Source organism: Citrobacter sp. Cpo148 (genome assembly GCF_030332375.1).
GTDB lineage: Bacteria > Pseudomonadota > Gammaproteobacteria > Enterobacterales > Enterobacteriaceae > Citrobacter > Citrobacter portucalensis.
Map to the genome: position 1 here is coordinate 169864 of NZ_JAOWHY010000048.1, position 20419 is coordinate 190282.

Genomic DNA, 20419 nt, shown 5'->3' on the forward strand with positions numbered 1-20419 from the left:
GCAAAATCGAGAGAGAAAATGCGAATTTTATTAGTTGATGATGATCTTTTTGCGGCTGAACTGGCATCCATATTTTTGCAAATGGACGGCTACGATGTGGTGATTGTGGAAAGCGCGATTTCCGCCCTGGCGTGCCTGGACTCGGATAACAACATCGACCTGGTGATTAGCGATCTGCATATGCCAGAGATCAGTGGTTTGGATTTGCTGGCGCTGTTACGCGCTCAGGATTGGGCTAAGCCTTTTATTTTACTGAGTGCCAATGAAGTAACGGGCAGCGACGCTCTGTACGACCGTTGGGTGAAAAAAGATGAAAACCTCGCGGAAAATCTGGGGGCTGCTGTCAATGCGCTACTGCAACCATCTGCGATTAACTGAATAAGCCTACGTGTTTGATGAAACAAGAAAATAAGCATATAGCGATGGCGGCAGCGCAGGAAAAAATAGCGCGTTTGCGGCAGGGGTTTCTACGCCGAATTCCCGACATGCTGGCACAAGCGGAAAGATTACTCGTTCAACTGGTCGCAGAGCCTAGCGAAGCCTGTCGCAAACAGCTACATATCCTGCTGCACAGTATTCACGGTTCGGCAGGGTCCTTTGGCTTTAGCCCGCTGGCGAATGCCTCAGCAGAAGGTGAGCGTTTACTAACAGAACCGGAAACAGAGCAAAGCACATTGCATTACGATGAGCTGCGGCGAATCATCAGGTGGTTGTACACCCTGACTCAGGAGCAGCTCAATCTTGAACATCGTATCAGCGATACGGAGTTCACATTACCGATCGCCGCACAGCGCCCGGAAGAGGGATATGTTCGGCGGGCCAGTAAGCCTATCTACCTGTGTGATGATGATATTGACCAGGTCGAGCTTCTCGCGACCCAACTGCGCTGTTTTGGTTTTACCTGCCATGTGTTCGCGAACACGCAGGATTTCACTCAGGCCGTATTGTCGCAACCGCCTGCCGTGGTGATTATGGATGTTAGCTTTCCGGACAACGCCTACGGTGGACCGCTGGCAATGTCGGATTTGAAACAAAAAGTGGGCAAACCTTTCCCTGTACTGTTCCTCTCGTGCCATAGCGATTTCAATGCCCGCGTCAACGCCATCAAATCCGGCTGTGATGGCTACTACGTAAAACCTGCCTCTATCACCGATTTAGTCCAGGAACTTCATCGCCTGACTCAACCGTCGCTGAAAAAGCCTTACCAGGTATTGTTGATCGATGACGAACCGGCGGTGGCGGAATACAACGCGGAGATGCTGCGCTTGGCGGGCATGGAAGTGCATGTGCTGGAAAAACCTCACTATCTACTGCATGTACTGAATGCGCAGCCGATCGATCTGGTGTTGATGGATTATCACATGCCGGAGTTCAGCGGTGAGGAACTGACAAAACTGATTCGTCAAATACCGCAGCATATTGGCTTGCCTATCGCCTATCTCTCCAGCGAGACCAATAAGCATGCGCAGTTGGGAGCAATGAGCATTGGCGCGGAGGATTTTATCCTCAAACAGAGCGACCCTGAGGAGCTGATCCGCGCCGTATCGATTCGCGCGGAAAGAATGCGCGTCCTGCGTGCACGCATGTCGCAGGACAGTCTGAGCGGGTTATATAACCACTCAACGACCACCCATTTTCTCAAAAGCGCGATTGCCGAGTCGAACTACAGCGGCAACCCGTTTTGTATGGTGATGGTGGACCTGGATCGCTTTAAAAGTATTAACGATACCTACGGTCATGCGGTCGGTGACCAGGTAATTGTCGGTATTTCGCAGTTGTTCTCCCATCGCTTACGCAGCACCGATATCGTTGGCCGTTATGGTGGTGAAGAGTTTGTCATCATTATGCCCAACACCAGCAGTGACAAGGCCGCGCGCGTGGTCGAACGATTGCGTAGGGATTACGAGCAGGTCACATTTTCCGTTAACGACGCCAGTTTTCACAGTACCTTCAGCGCGGGTATTGCCCAGTGGCAGTTTGGCGATCGGATTGAAACGCTACGCGAACGCGCCGATCAGGCGCTGTATGCCGCGAAACAAAATGGCCGTAACACTTTCTGCATTGCCGAGTAAAAGGAGTCAATATGAGCCAACAGCTGGAGCAGATTCTTGCGCTGAACCATGGTGAAAAGCCGGAGTGCGAAAACGTTGATGAACCCCAGCGTACGCTGGTGTTATTTCAACTGGCGGGTAAAAATTTTGCCTTCTATGGGGCGCAAATTAAAGAGATCCTTGCTGAGCGCCCGATCTCCTGGGTTCCCTGTTGCGCGCCAATGCTTGAAGGGGTCATCAACTATCGTGGACGGGTGGAATCGGTTATGAGACTGGACAGCCTGATCGATAAACCTACCGTTAATTCGGCAGGTAAGCGCACTATTCTGATTGGTTGCGCCGAGAAAATGCAAAGTGGGATCCTGATAGATAAACTGATTGATGTGTTGGAAGTCGCCGAAAGCCAGATTCATTTGCCAGGAGATTCGTTGCCCCCGGCGTTACAAAGCATCGCTGTGGGGGTGGTTAACGTGATAGAAACCTGGTACACGCTGCTCGATCTGAATCTGGTCTTTGAGCGTTATCAGGAGACCAGCGGTTATGACGGCACCCACTAATCTGGCGGCGGTACGTATTACTTTGGGAGCGCTAACGTTGTATATACCGGCAAACCAGGTTGGTGTGTGTTCGTTAGTGACTCAGGTTGTGCCTGAAATCCCCCGATTTAGCCAGTGGCTGGGGATTGCGGATGAGCCGCAGGAGGGATGGCATTTGCATCTACGCGTCCCGGACAGTGGCGTTGAAACCGGCTGGTACCTATGGGGACAACTTGAGAATGTGATGCTCTCCGGCGACATTATTTTTGCCGTACCTCCGCTTCTGGCGCGTAACTGTCATCTGCCTGCGCTTCGTGCCCTGGTGGGACGTGAGGCGTTTAGCCCGCTATTAAGCTGGCGCTGACACGCTGCGGGAGCTTTAACGGTCCCGCAGCATGAGAACGCTGGGAGTGCTAAATCCCGTTACTGGATATAAGCATCAACAGCCCGACTGACCAGCTTAGTCATAAAGTTGTCAATCTTATCAATGGTCTGCTTGTCCTGAAGATCGTAGGTTTTTGCTACGTCATCCAGGTTTTCATAACCGACCCAAACTCGCCCGATCTTATCCTGCCATACGGAGACACGTAACGGCAGATCCAGCGCGACACCCTGTTTATCCTGCATCAGTTTTGTGCCGACTTTAGGGTTACCAAATACCAGGACTTTCGTTGGCCTCAGGTTCATTCCCGCGCCCTCGGCATTTTTCTCGTGATCAATTTCGGTGAATACCGGAACGCCTTCGCTTTTCAGAATGGCTTTCAGTCGGGAGACCGTCTCATCGACTGAGAATTTACTTTCCTGGTTTTTGATCTTCTCTGAATTTAACCCAGAACCCAGCCCGATTTTATAGGCTTCAGCGATATCACGAGCCACCTGAGTCATGTCTACGCCTTCTTTGTTGGTCAGCATTGTCACGCAAACCAGTTCATCACCGGCGGTAAAGCGGCTCAGATAGGCACTAAAGCCACCTGTGGTTCCTTTGATTTCCAGAAAACCAGGATGGCGGGTAAATTCCCAGCCGGCCATGGCAGGCACGACTTTGCCATTTTTCAGTTTTGCCGGGCTATAGATAATGTCGTGCAGCTTTTTGTCTTTAACCAGCGTGCTGCCGGCAAGACCGATATCCCACTTACTGATGTCTTCCGCTGACGACCACAGACCACCGTAGGCGAACAGATTATCAGTGGCGATCGCGCCAACAGGCGCCAGTTTGTCACCCGCTGCGACGTAACCTGTTGCAGGCTCAACAGGGTTGATCCAGTCAATTTCTGACTTAAATTTCGAATGCTGATTGTGTTGCTTATCAGGCGTCGGGCGATCAAGGAATGCTTTCGTTGGCATGTCTTTTGCGAACATGGTGCTTTGCAGACCTAACGGCGCAATTTGGTATTTGTTGACGAAGTCTACGTAACTCATTCCGCTGACTTTCTCGATAGCCAAACCTAACAGGATAAAGTCAGTTGCGCTGGAGTTGATGTCCGTGCCGTTTTTAAATTCGAGCGGTTTATCTTTAACAAGATCCACCAGCTGTGCAGGTGTATATTTTTGCTCTTGTTTATAGCCGAAAGATCTGAAATCAGGGATCCCGGATGAGTGCTGCATTAATTCCAGAATCGTAATGTTATGCCAGCTTTCCGGCAGGCCAGGCAAATAAACACTCACAGGAGTATTAAGATCCAATTTACCTTGCTCTACCAGTTGCATTACTGCGACTGCAGTAAAAGCTTGCGTGATAGGGCCAATTCCCCACATGGTTTTGGTGGAAGCAAGCTCATCATTGGCAGCCGTTGCCAGACCGTATCCCGCTGAGCGCGGAATATAAGGCGCCTGAACAATCGCCATGGATAAACCCGGCAGATTATTTTTCGCCATTACCTCGGCAATGATCTGATCGATATATTTGCCGTTGACCTTTAATTGTGGATCACCACGGTTAACTAAGTAAGTTGTCTCATTTGTACTGGCAGCGGCCAATACTTGAGTAGCTGAAACAGACATGGAAAGTAAAATACATGCCGAAATAACCTTTAACTTAAGATTCATGGAAAAGCTCCGCGCTTAATGAAATTTATTTTGATGGCTAATGGATGAGCGATGTTGTACATACAATTACCCTCGGTAACCGTACTCATAGCTATTACTTAGCTGCTGCCTTTACCTTTTCAACCGTGGTGTCGGTGTCCCATAAATCATTGGCAATGATGCGGTAGTTGGTTAGAGCGGCGAGATAACCGTCACCTTCCGGAATGCGCGGACCCGCTGTCGCATCTTTAACGACGACAACTTCAAAACCTTGCTCAATCAATTCACGCATATGGGATTCAATACACAGATTGGCAGCCATACCGGCGAGAATGACCTGTGAGACACCGCGTTTTCTTAATTGCAGTACCAGGTCGTTGGTTTCTGGTCCGAAAATCTTATGCGGTGAGGCAATGACCGTTTCGCCATCATAAATATATGGCTTAAACTGCGGTAAAAAGTCTGCGCCGGAATTTTCAAAATTCTCCATCGTCAGTGGACCTTTACGACTGAACATTCCAGTGCCGTGCATAAATGTTTCTCCCGGTGCGGTAGATTGCCATTTATGGTCGTGCGGAAAGTAATAATGTGGAGAAATAAAAACAGGCATTTGTGCTTCTTTTGCCATTTTGAACAACGTCTCGAGATTTTCTACAGTATTATTTTCAATAATGCTGTCTTTAAAAACCTCCCAGCCAATACCCTGAGGACTTAAAAAATCGATCTGTGGATCGACTACCACCAACGCAGCTTCCTTATTATTAAGTGTTATACCTTTGCGTGGTAAGCCATAGGCCTCTGGTTCAGAATAGATTTCTGACATGCTCATCTTGCTCATAAAATTTACCTGTATTTTTATCTAATGTGATAGTGACTATCTGATTATTAAATAGCGCTGGTAAATATGGCATGGTTTCAGAACGGGGCATTTGTTCAGGACGCTGGGAATATTGTCATTACGTATTCTAATTACGATAGTGGGCATATCACTGCCCACTCCGTTAGAGGTCGTATTGCTGGCGTCGCCGTTCTAAACGACGGTCGCGCAGGGTGGAATAAATAAAGGTCATCACAAACAGTAGTGAAAATAGTACGACGATGGTGGGGGCCGGTGCACTGTCGATGAAAAAAGACAGGTACACGCCCATAAACGAGGTAACGACCGACATAATCACCGCCAGCCACAAGGCGTGGGAAAATTTCCGCGTCATTAAAATCGCAATGGCGCCAGGCGCAATCAGTAAGGAGATCGACAAAATAATCCCTACTGATTTTAGCGTGGCGACAATCGTCAGGGCGATCATGCACAGCAGGCCGTAATGTAGCAGTGCAGTGTTAAGCCCACTGGCCTTTGCCTGATGCGGGTCGAACGCATGCAGCAGCAGATCTTTCCACTTAAGCCCAATAATAAGCGCTATCCCAAGCGTAATAACCGCGGTTTGTATGATGTCGCTGAACGATACGCCCAGCATGTCGCCGAACAGAATATGATCGAGATGGACCTCTGACTGGATAGAGACGTACAGCACCAGCCCTGCGCCAAACATGCCGGAAAAGACGATTCCCATCAGGGTATCGCGTTTGATGCGGCTGTTATCGTCGAGATAACCCGTCGCCACCGCACAGAACAGCCCGGCGATAAATGCGCCAATTGCCAGTGGGATGCCCGCAATCCACGCCAGTACAATTCCCGGGAAAACCGCGTGGCTCATTGCATCGCCCATCAGTGCCCAGCCTTTGAGTACTAAAAATACAGACAGCAGCGCGCAGGGCACGGCGACAATGGTGGAGATGACCAGCGCATTGACCATAAAACCAAACTGAAAGGGTTCCAGCAGCGTTGTTAAGATCATACTGACTCCTTGTTCACCAGACGGGCGCGGCGGCGATTCGCCAGCAGACCGTGTTTTGGCGCGAAGACAAATGCCAGCAGGAACAGCAGCGTTTGCAGAACGACAATAATTCCGCCGGTTGCACCGTCCAGCCAGTAGCTCAGCCAGGCGCCGAAAAAGCTGGTCAGGCTGCCAATAGCTACGGCGATAGTGAGCAGGCGTGGAAAACGATCGGTCAGCAGCCAGGCCGTTGCACCGGGCGTAACCACCAGGCAAATCACCAGAAATGCGCCGACGGTTTGCAGCGCGGCGACCGTGGAAACGGAGAGCAGCGTAAAAAATAACAGCTTCAACCGGCCCGGATTCAGACCGATAGAGCGCGCGTGGTTCTCATCAAAAAAAACCACCATCAGATCTTTCCACTTCAAAAACAGGATGGTTAGCGAAATAACCCCGATGATGGCCAGTTGCAGAATATCTTCTGGCGCAATCGCCAGCACGTTGCCGAGAATAATGGTCTGAATATTCACCGACATCGGATTGAGCGACACCATAAACAGCCCGATACCGAAAAAAGACGAAAAAATCAGTCCGATAATCGCATCTTCCTTCAGGCGCGAACGTTGATTAAGAAACAGCATACTGCCTGCCGCCAGTCCGCCGGAAAGGAATGCGCCAAGCGCGAAGGGAAGCCCTAACATATAAGCGCCTGCCACGCCCGGCACGATAGAGTGCGACAGCGCATCGCCAATCAGCGACCAGCCTTTGAGCATCAGATAGCAGGAGAGAAACGCACACAGGCCGCCGACCATTGCCGAGACCCACATGGCGTTGAGCATGTACTGGTAGCCAAACGGCTCCGTTAGCCAGTTCATGGTTATTCCCCCTCGTTTGCCGTGCGTCGCGAAATAAACGGGCGTTCATCATCGGTAATTACGTGCTGTTCACCGCCGCTCAGCGCAACGTGACGCAGTACACCGCTGAATGCCAGTTCGAGATTCTCGGGGGTAAAGGTGGTATCGGTGGGTCCACTTGCCAGCACCGTGCCCTTAATCATCACCGTGTAATCACAAAACTCGGTGACGGATCCCAAATTATGGGTAGAGACCAGCATGGTTCGACCCTCATCACGCAGTTCACGCAGCAGGTCGATGATCCGGGCCTCGGTTTTTACATCCACGCCGGTGAAGGGTTCATCCAGTAAAATAACCTGTCCGTCCTGTGCGATGGCCCTTGCCAGAAAAACACGCTTTTTCTGCCCACCGGACAGTTCACCTATCTGACGATGGCGATAATCCAGCATATCAACTCGCGCCAGCGCCGCATCTACGCAGGCGTGGTCAATTTGTTTTGGTCGACGCAGCCAGCCCATATGGCCAAAGCGTCCCATCATCACCACATCTTCCACCAGTACCGGAAACGACCAGTCCACCTCTTCTGACTGGGGGACATAGGCGATCAGATTCTGTTTGAGCGCCTTATTTACCGGCTGTTGCAGAATTGAGATTTCCCCCTGCGCCAGGCGGACAAAACCCATCAGCGCTTTAAAAAGCGTTGATTTTCCCGAACCGTTTACGCCGACCAGCGCGGCAATTGAGCCGCCCGGAACCTGAAAAGTGGCGTCCCGCAATGCGGTATGACCGTTGCGATACGTCACCGTAACCTGATTTACGGTAATCGCAGAGTGACTCATGGTTGGCTCTCCAGACCCTTGTTGATGCCGTTAACAATGGTTTGCGTGGTGACGCGCAGTAAATCCAGATAGGTCGGTACCGGACCGTCGGCTGCACTGAGCGAATCGACATACAGCACGCCGCCGTAATGTGCGCCAGACTCACGGGCAACCTGACGCGCTGGTTTGTCGGACACGGTGCTTTCGCTAAATACCGTCGGGATATGATGCTCTCTGATGGCATCGATAACCTTGCGTACCTGCTTGGGCGTACCCTGCTGATCGGCATTGATCGGCCACAGATACAGCTCCTTGAGATTGTTATCACGAGCTAAATAAGAGAATGCGCCTTCGCTGGTGACCAGCCAGCGTTTATCAGCAGGGAGCTTTGCCAGTTCTGTATGCAGTGGCGCCAGGGTCTGCTGGATTTTCGCTTTATAATTCTGCGCATTATTCTGGTAGGTTGCGGCATTGTCCGGATCATATTTGATCAGCGCATCGCGAATGTTATCCACGTAGATCAGCGCGTTCTCTGCTGACATCCAGGCATGCGGGTTTGGTTTACCGTTGTACGGCCCTTCGCTGATGCCCATTGGCTGCACGCCGTTTGAGACCATCACTTCAGGTACGCCGGACAAATTTTGGTAGAAGCGGGCAAACCATAGTTCGAGGTTTAGACCGTTGGAGAGAATAAGCTGTGCACCTTGCGCCCGTTTAATATCGCCTGGGGTTGGTTGATATTCGTGAATTTCAGCACCCGGTTTGGTGATAGAACTAACGTCCGCCGCCTCACCTGCTACATTGCTTGCCATATCGGCAATCACCGTAAAGGTGGTTACCACTTTGAATTTTTCTTTCGCCCAGGCAGGTGACAGCGTCAGCGCTGTTAACACGCTGGCAAGGAGAAATGACTTCAGATGGGGCAGATGCGGCATAATATCCCTCGCAACAAAGTGGTTAATTTATCATCGAATATAGCCTTTGCTATGTTATATAGCACATGGCATAAACAAATGAAAATAATTCTTATTTGCGTAGGGTGCTAAGGAATAGACGGGGGATAATGTATTTTACGCCGGCACGATTGCCGGCGTGTTGGGGATGAATAACCCGGTGATTATGACTTTTGGAACTCAGTAACGGTTTCCCATGCTACCTGTTGTAACGCTTTGGCGGTGGCAGGGGTCATGTCCGTATCAACAGGAAGCGCGCCGCCGACAGGAGACTGGTTGTACAGGGTGGCGAAGAATACGCAAGCGGCGAGATATGTACCAGAAATAGAAGGGTGTACACCATCATGATAATACAAGTTAATTTCCGGATGGGTCTTGCGCGCTTTCTCGAAAGCGAGACCTACCGGAGCCACATATCCCCCCGTTTTTTGCGCAATGGAGATATAAGCATCCGCCAGCTTTTGGCTATCTTCGGGTTTAGCTTTCTTCGGCCAGGTCATGAAATAGACAACTTTTGCACCTGCTTTATGCGCCATCTCAGCCATTTGGGTTGCAGAGTCAACGAAATTTTTCCGGGTACTTTCTTTCTTTGAAATTGTTTCTGTGGAGTTCCCCTGTAATACCACTACATCCCATTTCTGTAACGTGTTCTGGTAGCGCATATTCTCAATTTGCCAGCCTAAATGACCGCTGGAAATCGTGATCCCCCGATATTTATAGCCTTTGGCATGGTCAGGCAGTAAAGACTGCGTCAAATCCCGTAATCGGGTATTGATATTATTGTTATAGAACGTGAACGAGTTACCATAAAGCGCGACGATTTTATTCTCGCCATCCATTTTAGCATGTGCGGAAGGCGCTAATAACGTATCAGCGTGAGCGCAGATACTACTCAGTGCCAGGACCGTTGCTGCGGCAAGCAAAGTTATCTTTTTCATCGATTATCTCTTAGAAGTCGTAACGGAGTCCAACGATGAGCGCATCATCATTGGTTTTTTTGTTCTTACTGGCGAATTCTTTATCGTAAGTAAATGATAACCACGTATCCTCAGCCAATGTTAATTGCGCCTCAGCACGCCAGTCTTCTTTTTCAGCAATATCTTTACCATCTTCATTTAAAAAACTATATCCGGTGAGAACCTTGACGGTGCCAAAATTGTAGGAAATGAGTGAATCCATCCCTTTATAATTATTATCGCTTTTGTTATCGCGAGAAATAGAAGTACGCAATGCGGTTACCGCGACTTCATAGGCTTTATAACTGAGTTGTAATCCTCCCATAATTTGATCGTTTTGATTACGCCCATCGGTGGTCACTACGCCATCCTGTCGTTTGTAACGACTGGCCGCGAGTGCGGGTGTAATTCTAAAATCACCAAATTTGAAAGACTTGCGATAGCTGGCCATCGCGCCGTAATCCAGGGCTTCGTTATCGCTGTTGCCATTCCCAGAAACCCACGCCAGCTGAATCTCATTGCCAGCAAATTTGGCGTTCCACTGTACGGTGCCGTCCTGGCGGTTGAACTGGTATGAATCATCAATGGTTGTAATGCCATAGCTATAGATATTAGGGGTGAAATTTTTGTACTTATCGGTCATTTTCATTACCTGATACAACGGATTTTTGGTTCTCCCGGTGATCAGTTCACCCCATGTTTTATTTGACAGACCGACATAGGAATAACGGGCCTCCATATCGCTTTCACCGGTATTGTTATCATTTTTTTCGGTACGCACCTGCCATTCCAGTCGACCCACGATTTTGGTATCTGGCAGAAGATCCAGATCTCGGGTGAGGTAAATACCTACACGGCCACCCAGATCGCTTCGGCTTTCACTGCCAGCAAATGAATTCTGACCACTTGCTATTTTTCCCTCAACGCGGCCATAGATATCCAGAGTATTGCCATCCTTATTATAGACGTTTAAGGCGAACGCCGAGGAACTCATACCCATAAGTAATATTAGTGAATAATTTTTTAGCTTCATGTCATCCCTCAAACCAGCATTAGTTTCCTGACCATAAAATAAAGTTCACAGCGAGGTAATTGTTTGTGGAAAAGGAGTGTCAGCGGTATGGGAATTATTTTTTCTCGTAATGAAATGTGATTATTCACGCATAAATATCACTAATTTCACTATTGTATTAATGGTTCTTATAATTAATGCGCATTTCTGCTGAAATATTACGCCTGCTTGGAATGTAATTCACAAATTACTGTGAAGTACATCTCATTTCTACTTGGTGGAAAAAACGAAAATGGGAATATTGTATTCTCATGGCCGTTTTTTGGGTGGGAATACTATTTTCCCCTATAATCTGGAAAACAGATCCTGCAAAATTGATTAATCACATTTTCGATTATGATGCATTCATTGGCCGGAGAGGCGCTGTATGTTCGGTAAGCAAACAACGGTATTTGATTCTGATCTTTATTCTTCATTGTTCACCCAAGGTCGGATGCGGGAAATATGGTCTGACGACAATCTGCTGCGGTGTTGGTTGCGATTTGAGGCAACTGTCGCTCGAGTGCAAGGTGAGCAGGGGATTATCCCTGAGCAAGCCGCCGTCGAAATTGAAAAAACGTGCAGGGAAATACGGATAGATTGGCCGGCTCTTGCACAGGAAACACAGACGGTTGGTATGGCGATAAAACCGCTAATCGATCAGATCTCTGCTTGCGGTACACCGTTAGTAAGTCAGTTTTTGCACTGGGGATGTACTACCCAGGATCTGCTGGACTCTGGCATGGCGATGAGACTGCAACAAACGTTGCAGCTGCTGCGCGAGCAATTACTCGATGTTGGCGAGGCAATGAAAGCGATGGCAATACGTCATACCCGAACGGTGATGGTTGCACGCACCAATTCAGTGGATGCTTCTGCGACAACGTGGGGGCTGCATGTTTGCAGTTATCTGGCAGAGATTAACCGCCATCTGATAAGACTTCAGCAGCTGTACCCGCGAGCTGTAACCGGGCTCTTTGGCGGCGCGGTAGGTAATTTGGCTTCCGTAGGAGAGCAGGGAATGGAAACACGTGAACGACTGATGTTGGCACTGGGTCTGAACGTACCCTGCGGCATTAATAATGCCAGCCAGGATGCGGTTGTTGAAGTTGTGCAGTTTTTTGCCCTTGTTCACGGCACGCTATGTCGTCTGGCCAACGATGTCGAAACAATGGGACGCACGCCGATTGCTGAAGTGCTTGAGGGAGAAGGTGGTGGAGGGTCGAGCACGATGCCGCACAAGGTTAATCCGCGCGCCAGTAACATGATGCAAACGCTGGCAAGGATGGGATGGATGTATGCGTCTGGCGCCCCAGCAATGCTGGATCAACAGGATGTGCGAGCCGCCTCAATGAGGGTATTAAACTGGACAATCCTCCCGGAGGCCTCAAATGCTTTATCGACCAGCCTGACACGCGCAAAGAATCTGCTTTCGCATCTCATCATTAATGAAGAGAAGATGCGTGCTAATTTCGATTGCTCAAAGCACTTTATTATGTCGGAATCACTGACGATGAGACTTGCCGCCAAAATCGGCAGAGAGTCCGCCTATAACTTAGTGAAAAACCTGCTAAAGCATGCAACTGGAGAGCACAGCTTCATGGAGATCGTGCAGGCTAGCCCGGAAATCCGCGCATCATTGTCTGTAGAGGAAATTACCGCCGCCTGCGAGCCGCTGTCATATATCGGGGCTAACGACGCGCTAATAGCTGAAACTTTAGCTGAGTTCGAGCGCGTGAAAACGGCAGAGATTGCCTGATTTGTCTTGCTGCCGGGAGGGATAACTCTCCTGGCGGCTGGCGGCTGGCGGCTGGCGGTGCTAAGTGTTGTGTGCTGATGCAGAAAACGTTTCGAAAAAGACAAATAACTCTTCCAGTTGTGCAAAATTCCCCTCGTTATCTCCTTTCTCATAAGCCAGATGCAATATGAGTTCGATAAAAAAGAAGCCGAGTATACGGCTTTGAAAAATGGACTGTACGTCGCTGGGAAGAACAAACTGCAGATCGCAAAATTTACCGTAAGGGTTCGCTTCTGAGTTGGTAACCAGTACCACGACGGCGTTCTTTTTTCTGAACCACTTTGCAATATTGAGGGCAACCCGATTAAATCGATAGTAGGAGAACACAATCAGGACATCCTCTTCCTCAATATTGATGAGACATTTGGGGAGTTCGCTGATGTCCGTCGGTAAAAGGGTGATGTCACTGCGAAAGTACTTTAACAGTGTACAAAAATGCGTTGCCATTGCATGAGATGATGACGGACCGACGACATAAATATGACGTTGATTGTTCAGTACCAGATCGATAAACGCATTAAGGCTTTCAATGTCGATATTATTTTTAAATTGATTAAATAATTCTGATACTTTATGGGTGAAATCAGTAACGATACTTTCAGTGGTAATGCTGGGATTGTTACGTAGTTTGATGTTTTTCTCAAAAGGTGCGGATATTTTATTTTTTGACAGCGTAATGTCTAATGCTTTGCGAAAAGCGGCGTAACCCGTAAACCCAATCTTATTTAAAAATCGGCCAATGGTTGCTTTGCTTACCATCGCATTTTGCGAGAGGTCAACAATGCCATGATAGGGAAGTTCATTGAAGTGTTTATTAATGTACTCATTGAGTCGGCACTCAGATTCAGTTAGATCACCCATATTAAGAGTAAGTAAGTTATACTCATCCAGACTTAACGTGTTTTTTTTGTACATGGATAACACCCGATGACTATTGTATATCAACGTTGTTATAGGGTAATACACTTTCGACGTCAATCATAGAATGAATATGTTGGAAACCCGCATCCAGCCTTTTCTGAGGTCTGCGACTACATTCAGATGTAGTTGCGATCTTACTCACAAAAAGAGGTGGGAAAACACCTTTCCCGTATTTTACAACCACACAACCCATTACAATTAAATCTCAATATTTGAGTATGTAATACGATAAATTTACGTACATATTATAGCTGCTTATATATGGGAGTGATTTTTTACTATCCTATATAAGCTATGATGATATGACAGGTAACCCTACCCGATTTGTATGGCATAGGAATTGTTATTATGACAGCGTTTATTATAGCAATAGTGATAACAGTTATTGCTGCATGGTTAATTGTGAAAAATTATCAGCCGCAAACTGTTTTATTACTCGCTGGACTGGCATTATTGACCATTACCGTACTGTTTTATCCTGAAAACAGCATTCTCTACGATAAAGCAAAATCCACGGGGTCAACCTGGTTGGATATCTTTAGCTTTGCAAAAGAATCGCTCACCACACAAATTGCAGGTATTGGTCTTATCATCATGGCTGCGGGTGGATTTGCCAGCTATATGGATCACATTAAAGCGTCGAATGCGATGGTCAATATGTGCATTCGACCGCTGCAGGTGATTAAAGCGCCTTACCTGATCCTTGCGCTGGGGTATATCTGCGCACAGCTTCTGCATGTGGCAATTTCAAGTGCGGCGGGACTGGCGATGTTGCTGCTGGTGACATTCTTCCCGGTTCTGGTTCGTCTGGGGGTCAGTAAAGCCTCTGCGGCCGCGATGATTGGTCTGTGCGCGTTTATGGATCTAGGGCCCGCGGTAGGTACTGCGAATCTGGCGGCTAAACATGCTGGCATGGAAAGCGCGATCTACTTTGCGCATTACCAGATGCCGGTTGCGGTGGTGGTGATGCTGGCCGTTGCGGTGGTGATTTACTTTACCGCGAAGTATTTCGACAAAAAAGATGGCTTCGTACCGGGGGGGCAAAGCGTGGCGCAAGCGGAAGAAGAAGGCCGAAAGGTACCCGCTATTTACGCGCTGTTACCCGTCCTGCCTGTCGTTCTGGTGCTGGTCTTTAGCCCTTTGGTTATCAAGTCCATCAAAATAGACGTGGTCACGGCGATGATCCTTGGCGCTGTCGTCGCATTTTTCTTTGAACTGGTGGCTACCCGAGATTTCAAAAGCTGCTGCAAAGGGATACAGGTCTTTTTCAAAGGGATGGGCAGCATGTTTACCAGCATCGTTTCCTTGCTGGTGTGTGCGGATATCTATGCCCAGGGGCTGCAGAAAATTGGTGCGGTGGACTACCTGTTACAGTCAGTGCAAAACGCAGGACTGGGCTTTACCAGCATGACCCTGGTGATGACCGCACTGGTGGGTGTAACCGCCGTCCTGACGGGCTCTGGCGTTGCCGCCTTTTTCTCCTTCTCCGGCCTGGCCCCCTCCATTGCAGCAAAATTTGGTGAGAGTGCAGTCAATATGATCCTGCCTATGCAGTTAATGGCGGGAATGGGGCGCTCAATGTCCCCAGTGGCTGGAATCATTATTGCGGTGAGTAAAGCAGGAGAATGTTCACCGTTTATGATCGTCAGAAGAACGCTGCTTCCAGCGCTGGCCGGTATCGCGGCGATGCTGGTTGCCAACTATGTCCTGATTTGAATCCCTGGAGCCTGCTAATGCAGGCTCTTATTTTTTATCTGGTTGTAATTTATGGATGGCAACGTGACAAACGATGTTTTATACGTCCCGTTTACGGGGAAGTTACTGCTTGAATCTCCGTTATTAAACAAGGGAAGCAGCTTCACGCAGCAAGAAAGGTATGACTTTAACCTGAGTGGGCTACTGCCTTGTGCCATTGAGAATATTGATGAACAAGCCGAACGGGCGTATCAACAATATCTTGAGGCTGAATCCCACAACGCTCGACATATTTACTTGCGTAATATCCAGGATACTAACGAAACGTTATTTTATTACCTGTTGAAAAAGCATCTTCCAGAGATGCTGCCCATCGTTTATACCCCGGTAGTCGGGGCCGCCTGTGAAAAATTCTCGTGGATATATCGTCGTGCACGCGGTGTCTTTATCTCCTGGCCCGATCGCGATCGTATTGACGATATTTTGCATGATATTCCGCGGCACGATATCAAGGTCATCGTCGTCACCGATGGTGAGCGCATTCTGGGGCTAGGTGACCAGGGCGTTGGCGGTATGGGGATTCCTATCGGGAAACTGTCGCTCTATACCGTCTGTGGCGGGGTAAATCCGGCGAATACGCTACCTATTTTACTGGATGTCGGCACGAATAATACGCGACTGCTGGACGATCCGCGCTATATCGGCTGGCGTCATCCGCGCATAACTGGTGAAGACTATTTCGCATTTATTGGAATGTTTATTGCCGCCGTAAAACGGCGCTGGCCTAACGTTCTGCTGCAGTTTGAAGATTTTGCCCAGCATACTGCGGTGCCGCTGCTGGACCGTTATCGCGATGAGATGTGCTGTTTTAACGATGACATTCAGGGCACGGCGTCGGTAGCTCTGGCGACTCTGGTTGCGGCCTGCCGAGGCAGCGGTCGTGACTTCCGTCAGCAATCAATCGTAATTGTGGGGGCGGGTGCTGCAGGATGTGGGATCGCCCGGCATATTATTGCCTGCCGCATCAGTGAAGGAATGAGCGAGGACGAAGCCAGACGGAGCATTTTTATGGTGGATCGCGACGGTCTGGTGATGACCACCAATAATGCCTTAGCTGATTTCCAGCAACCGCTGGCGCAGTCTCCCGAGGCCGTATCTTACTGGCAGTTTGAGGGGCTGGCACCGTCGCTACTGGAGGTTATCCACAATGCCAAACCCACGGTGATGCTGGGTGTGTCGGGTCAGGCTGGATTGTTCTCGCAGGAGGTCATTAGCACGATGTACCAGTACTGCGGCCGCCCGATCGTTATGCCGTTGTCGAATCCCACTTCGAGAATGGAAGCGCGACCAGAAGATATCATTCGCTGGACCGAGGGACAGGCCATCATCGCGACCGGTAGTCCCTGCGGTGTGATTGAATTTAATGGACGCTCCATTCCGGTGGCGCAGTGTAATAACGTGTATGTTTTCCCGGCCATCGGTCTGGGGGCTATCGCCAGTGGTGCGACACGCGTAACAGAGGCTATGCTGATGGCGGCAAGCCGTGCGCTGGCCGATGCTTCCCCGTTGGTGCGTAACGGGGAAGGTGCTCTGTTGCCGGAGATTGAGACAATCTGTGAGGTGACCCGCAGCATTGCCTTTGAGGTCGGTAAGGCAGCGCAGCTGTCGGGCGTGGCAGAGAAGATGAGCGACGACGCGCTGTTGCAAAGCATAAAAGATAACTTTTGGTTACCACACTACCGTCCTTATAAACGCAGGGCAATTTAGCCGTTGTGACGAGTAAGTGGTACTCGGGTCTTGGTTGCCTTCATGATTAAGGTGTATTATTTATGCAACTTAATTGTGGAGGCATCATGTCCGGCAAACGCATTGCACGTGAAAAAATGACGATCCAGAGAATGATTTCGCTCTACGAGAGCCAGTGCCCGCAGGCTTCAGGCGAGCCGGGGCATTACGATGCGTTATTTGCCTATGCGCAAAAGCGCCTCGACAAGTGCGTATTTGGTGAGGAAAAACCGGCCTGTAAACAGTGTCCTGTGCACTGTTATCAACCTGCTAAACGCGAAGAGATGAAGCAAATTATGCGTTGGGCTGGGCCGAGAATGCTCTGGCGTCACCCGATTCTGACCGTACGTCACCTGATTGATGACAAACGTCCAGTGCCGGAGTTACCCGAGAAGTACCAACGGAAAAAATAAGGTCGCTGTGCGCCGGATGGCGGCTGCGCCTTATCTGGCCTACGAGAATAAGTGCATCTGTCGCGTAGGCCCGATGCGCATTGCGCCATCGGGCAACTTAGCCATGTGGTGATGAATGGCGACTACGCTTTGGTGGCAATCAGAATAGCTGAGGCTTTGATCAGCGCAACAACACGGCTTCCCTGACTCAGTTTCATCTCTTGCTGACTTTCGTTGGTGACGACGGCAACAATCTCGAAGCCTGCGTCAGTTTTGATATGTACCGTGGCGTTGACTGCGCCTTCTGTGACCTGGGAAACACTGCCAGCAAACTGGTTGCGGGCAGAGAACTTCAGACCACAGTCTTCAGTTGCCAGCGTCACCCATGGCGCTTTAATCAGGGCAATTGCTTCTTTCCCTTTCGCCAGACCCAGCGCCTGCTGGCTGCTATGGGTTACAATCGCGACCAGTTTTGCGCCGCCAGCCAGCGTCAGTTCAACTTCATCATTCACTGCGCCCGTAGCGACTGCGCTCACCGTACCGGTTAATTGATTACGTGCTGATACCGCCATACTGCCTCCTTTCGTTGAGATATCACCCAGTATAGCCACACTGGCTAAACCAGTGCATCCTTATCAATGCCTAATCGCTTCATGCGTGAGAGTAACGTTGTACGTTTCAGCCCCAGCCTTTGTGCCGCGCCTTTGGGACCGGCAACCACCCCGTTGGTTTCTTTCAGTACGCGCATAATCAACTGGTATTCATCTTCACCGTCCTGTGCTACTTCGGTTGCCACCGGAGGCGTGGACGGCGTCAAAGGGGCAATATCCGGAAGGGACAGTTGCAGCACGTTGCCCCGGGTAAGCAGAACCGCACGTTCTACCACGTTTTCCAGCTCACGCACGTTACCCGGCCATTCCATACAGCTCAGCGTGCGCAGAGCCTCGGCAGGAATACTGTCGATATTGCGTCCCATCCGACGAGCAATTTTGAAGGTGAAGGCTTTTACCAGCAGCGGAATATCTTCCGGGCGCTCACGCAGCGGCGGCAGATGGATCGGGAAGACGTTCAGCCGGTAATACAGATCGTTACGAAATTCGCGATCGGCAACCATCTTCTTCAGATCGCGGTTGGTAGCGGCGATCAAGCGCACGTCAGTCTGGATCAGCTTATTACTGCCCAGACGTTCAAATTCCTGCTCTTGCAGAACGCGCAGTAGCTTAGGCTGAAGCTCCAGCGGCATATCGCCAACTTCATCGAGGAACAGCGAACTTTTATCTGCCAGCTCGAAACGACCAATCCGCTGCGTGCTGGCACCGGTAAACGCGCCACGCTCATGACCAAACAGATCGCTTTCCAGTAATCCGGCAGGCATTGCCGCGCAGTTCATCTTCACCATCCGACGGGCGTTACGTCCGCTCAGGTTGTGAATGGCTCGTGCGATCAGCTCTTTACCTGTTCCGGTCTCACCCAGAATCAAGACGGTGCTGTCGCTTTGCGCCACCATTTCGACCTGCTTGAGTACGCTGTACATCGCTTCGCTGCGACCAATGATTTCGCCGAACTCACTCTCTACGTTGTTGAGTTGTTCAGTCAACGCCAGGTTTTCATCGACCAGACGTTCCTTCAGGCGGTGGATCTCCTGATAGGCGAGGGCGTTATCCACGGCAATAGCCACGCGCTCGGCAATCTGGCGCAATAGCTTGAGGTTGGCGGTAGTGAACACTTTCTCTTCGCACTGTGCCAGCTTGAGTACGCCGAGCATAGTATTGCCGGACATCAGCGGTAGCAGACACAGGGTTTGTAGCTGGTTGCCCCAGGTTTCGAACAGCATCCGTTCGTAAGGGGCAAGGATGTCACGTTCGCTCAGGTTGATCAGCAGCATCTCTTTGCTTTTGAAGACCCGTTCAGAGAGCGTTCCCGCTTCGTCCACTTCACTTTGTTCGTGTGCCGGATGATGTTCATCCAGATAGTGAGTGGAATAGATACTGAGTTTATTTTTGCGATCGCTGCGTAACACGATGCTGATGGCATCGATGTCGAAGTAGTGGTGGATCTCTTTGGCGACTTCGCTGACCAGCTCATCAATATCCAGTCGGGAGAGCACGGCATTGGTGATGGCGACCAGGATGCGAAAGTTGTCACGCTCACGACACAGCAGATCGTAATCGACGTTGTTGCTGACTCTGCTTTGAATTTGTTCAGCAACGACGCCGACTATCTGAGTGAAGGTCTGTAGACGGTTATATTCTTTTTCACTCCATGGACGGTCTTCGTTACGGATGAATTCGCAACCGCCAAAGATGCGCCCATCTGCCGCCAGTGGCAGCAGGCAGTAGTGGCCAAATTCAGAATACAGTCCACCTGAAGCCAATTGTGGCCATGTTTCCGTAAACTCATGATAGTTGCAGTGCAACGCATCAGGGCGAGACAAAATACGGCGTACCGGACCATGTGCCAGCACCGTTTCGTCTTCATAATCGATGGGTTTACCATTTTCACGCGTTGCAAAATAACGCGCACGTTGCGTTTGTGCCTGCCATAAGACAATAGCCGCGCAGTCGGCCAGCGCTGAACGCTTGACCAGCTGCGAAAGCGCCTCGCTAAGAGACGGGAGATCGGGCTGCTGTAATAATGTACGAGTAATATCGAACAGGCCTTGCTGTCCGAGGTCACTCATCGGTGTATACGACATATTGCTTTTCCAGGGAAAGCACCGCAGAACGGTGCGAAAACGGTAAATGAATTATAG

At 49.7% G+C, this 20419-nt stretch carries 19 protein-coding genes; 8 read left to right on the forward strand and 11 right to left on the reverse strand.

From position 1 onward, the window contains the following. The first annotated feature begins 18 nt into the window (after positions 1–18). Genes OGY10_RS19380 through OGY10_RS19395 form a run of 4 tightly spaced genes read left to right on the forward strand, consistent with a single transcriptional unit; the run spans position 19 to position 2951 of the window. Positions 19–378 (forward strand): response regulator, encoded by a 360-nt coding sequence (locus OGY10_RS19380; RefSeq protein WP_008785648.1) that lies wholly within the window; start codon positions 19–21, stop codon positions 376–378. A 17-nt stretch (positions 379–395) separates the two neighbouring features. Next, positions 396–2072, forward strand: coding sequence for a diguanylate cyclase (locus tag OGY10_RS19385; protein ID WP_048236647.1), 1677 nt, complete (start codon positions 396–398; stop codon positions 2070–2072). A gap of 11 nt (positions 2073–2083) precedes the next feature. Next, positions 2084–2608, forward strand: a complete 525-nt coding sequence (locus OGY10_RS19390) for a chemotaxis protein CheW (protein ID WP_008785646.1) — start codon at positions 2084–2086, stop codon at positions 2606–2608. Further along, positions 2592–2951, forward strand: coding sequence for a hypothetical protein (locus OGY10_RS19395; RefSeq protein ID WP_003825861.1), 360 nt, complete (start codon positions 2592–2594; stop codon positions 2949–2951). The genes OGY10_RS19390 and OGY10_RS19395 overlap by 17 nt, the downstream gene beginning before the upstream one ends. Positions 2952–3010: 59 nt before the next feature. Here the strand turns inward: OGY10_RS19395 and OGY10_RS19400 are convergent, their stop codons facing one another. From OGY10_RS19400 to OGY10_RS19435, 8 genes are all read right to left on the reverse strand, one after another. Further along, complete coding sequence (locus tag OGY10_RS19400) at positions 3011–4633, reverse strand: serine hydrolase (RefSeq protein ID WP_286577236.1); 1623 nt, start codon at positions 4631–4633, stop codon at positions 3011–3013. Between the two features lie 94 nt (positions 4634–4727). Then, the gene (locus OGY10_RS19405) at positions 4728–5450 is read right to left on the reverse strand and encodes a cysteine hydrolase family protein (protein WP_008785644.1); all 723 of its coding nucleotides are present in this window, start codon (positions 5448–5450) and stop codon (positions 4728–4730) included. A gap of 163 nt (positions 5451–5613) precedes the next feature. After that, the gene (gene sitD, locus OGY10_RS19410) at positions 5614–6465 is read right to left on the reverse strand and encodes an iron/manganese ABC transporter permease subunit SitD (RefSeq protein WP_032944764.1); all 852 of its coding nucleotides are present in this window, start codon (positions 6463–6465) and stop codon (positions 5614–5616) included. After that, a complete protein-coding gene (gene sitC, locus OGY10_RS19415; RefSeq protein WP_008785642.1) occupies positions 6462–7319 on the reverse strand; it encodes an iron/manganese ABC transporter permease subunit SitC in 858 nt (285 codons plus the stop codon). Before sitC ends, sitD begins: the two co-directional genes overlap by 4 nt. 2 nt (positions 7320–7321) lie before the next feature. After that, entirely contained in the window at positions 7322–8137 is an 816-nt protein-coding gene (gene sitB, locus OGY10_RS19420) for an iron/manganese ABC transporter ATP-binding protein SitB (protein ID WP_149384682.1), read from the reverse strand. Continuing rightward, a complete protein-coding gene (locus OGY10_RS19425; RefSeq protein WP_218658988.1) occupies positions 8134–9051 on the reverse strand; it encodes a metal ABC transporter substrate-binding protein in 918 nt (305 codons plus the stop codon). The genes sitB and OGY10_RS19425 overlap by 4 nt, the downstream gene beginning before the upstream one ends. Positions 9052–9233: 182 nt before the next feature. Further along, positions 9234–10007 carry an SGNH/GDSL hydrolase family protein gene (locus tag OGY10_RS19430; protein ID WP_138827885.1) on the reverse strand — a complete coding sequence of 258 codons (774 nt, stop codon included), beginning with the start codon at positions 10005–10007 and terminating at the stop codon, positions 9234–9236. 10 nt (positions 10008–10017) lie between these two features. After that, positions 10018–11058: a porin gene (locus OGY10_RS19435; protein WP_032944758.1), complete on the reverse strand. Its 1041-nt coding sequence runs from the start codon at positions 11056–11058 to the stop codon at positions 10018–10020. A 406-nt stretch (positions 11059–11464) separates the two neighbouring features. Here OGY10_RS19435 and OGY10_RS19440 point away from each other — a divergent pair, with 406 nt between their 5' ends. Then, positions 11465–12835, forward strand: a complete 1371-nt coding sequence (locus OGY10_RS19440) for a class-II fumarase/aspartase family protein (protein ID WP_286577240.1) — start codon at positions 11465–11467, stop codon at positions 12833–12835. A gap of 60 nt (positions 12836–12895) precedes the next feature. On the opposite strand, the gene OGY10_RS19445 is transcribed toward OGY10_RS19440, so the two are convergent. Beyond that, on the reverse strand, positions 12896–13789 hold the full coding sequence (locus OGY10_RS19445; RefSeq protein ID WP_003825882.1) for a MurR/RpiR family transcriptional regulator: 894 nt from the start codon (positions 13787–13789) through the stop codon (positions 12896–12898). 354 nt (positions 13790–14143) lie between these two features. Here OGY10_RS19445 and dcuC point away from each other — a divergent pair, with 354 nt between their 5' ends. The 3 genes from dcuC (at position 14144) to OGY10_RS19460 (ending at position 17688) form a co-directional block, all read left to right on the forward strand. Beyond that, positions 14144–15511, forward strand: coding sequence for a C4-dicarboxylate transporter DcuC (gene dcuC / locus OGY10_RS19450; RefSeq protein ID WP_218658990.1), 1368 nt, complete (start codon positions 14144–14146; stop codon positions 15509–15511). 51 nt (positions 15512–15562) lie between these two features. Further along, positions 15563–17257 (forward strand): NAD-dependent malic enzyme, encoded by a 1695-nt coding sequence (locus tag OGY10_RS19455; protein WP_286577243.1) that lies wholly within the window; start codon positions 15563–15565, stop codon positions 17255–17257. An 86-nt stretch (positions 17258–17343) separates the two neighbouring features. Further along, the gene (locus OGY10_RS19460) at positions 17344–17688 is read left to right on the forward strand and encodes a nitrous oxide-stimulated promoter family protein (protein WP_048236638.1); all 345 of its coding nucleotides are present in this window, start codon (positions 17344–17346) and stop codon (positions 17686–17688) included. Positions 17689–17810: 122 nt separating this feature from the next. Here OGY10_RS19460 and OGY10_RS19465 read toward each other — a convergent pair whose 3' ends face one another. Both OGY10_RS19465 and flhA read right to left on the reverse strand, forming a co-directional pair. Continuing rightward, entirely contained in the window at positions 17811–18239 is a 429-nt protein-coding gene (locus OGY10_RS19465; RefSeq protein ID WP_003825890.1) for a TOBE domain-containing protein, read from the reverse strand. Positions 18240–18283: 44 nt separating this feature from the next. Further along, complete coding sequence (gene flhA, locus OGY10_RS19470; protein WP_032944751.1) at positions 18284–20362, reverse strand: formate hydrogenlyase transcriptional activator FlhA; 2079 nt, start codon at positions 20360–20362, stop codon at positions 18284–18286. Between the last annotated feature and the right edge of the window lie 57 nt (positions 20363–20419).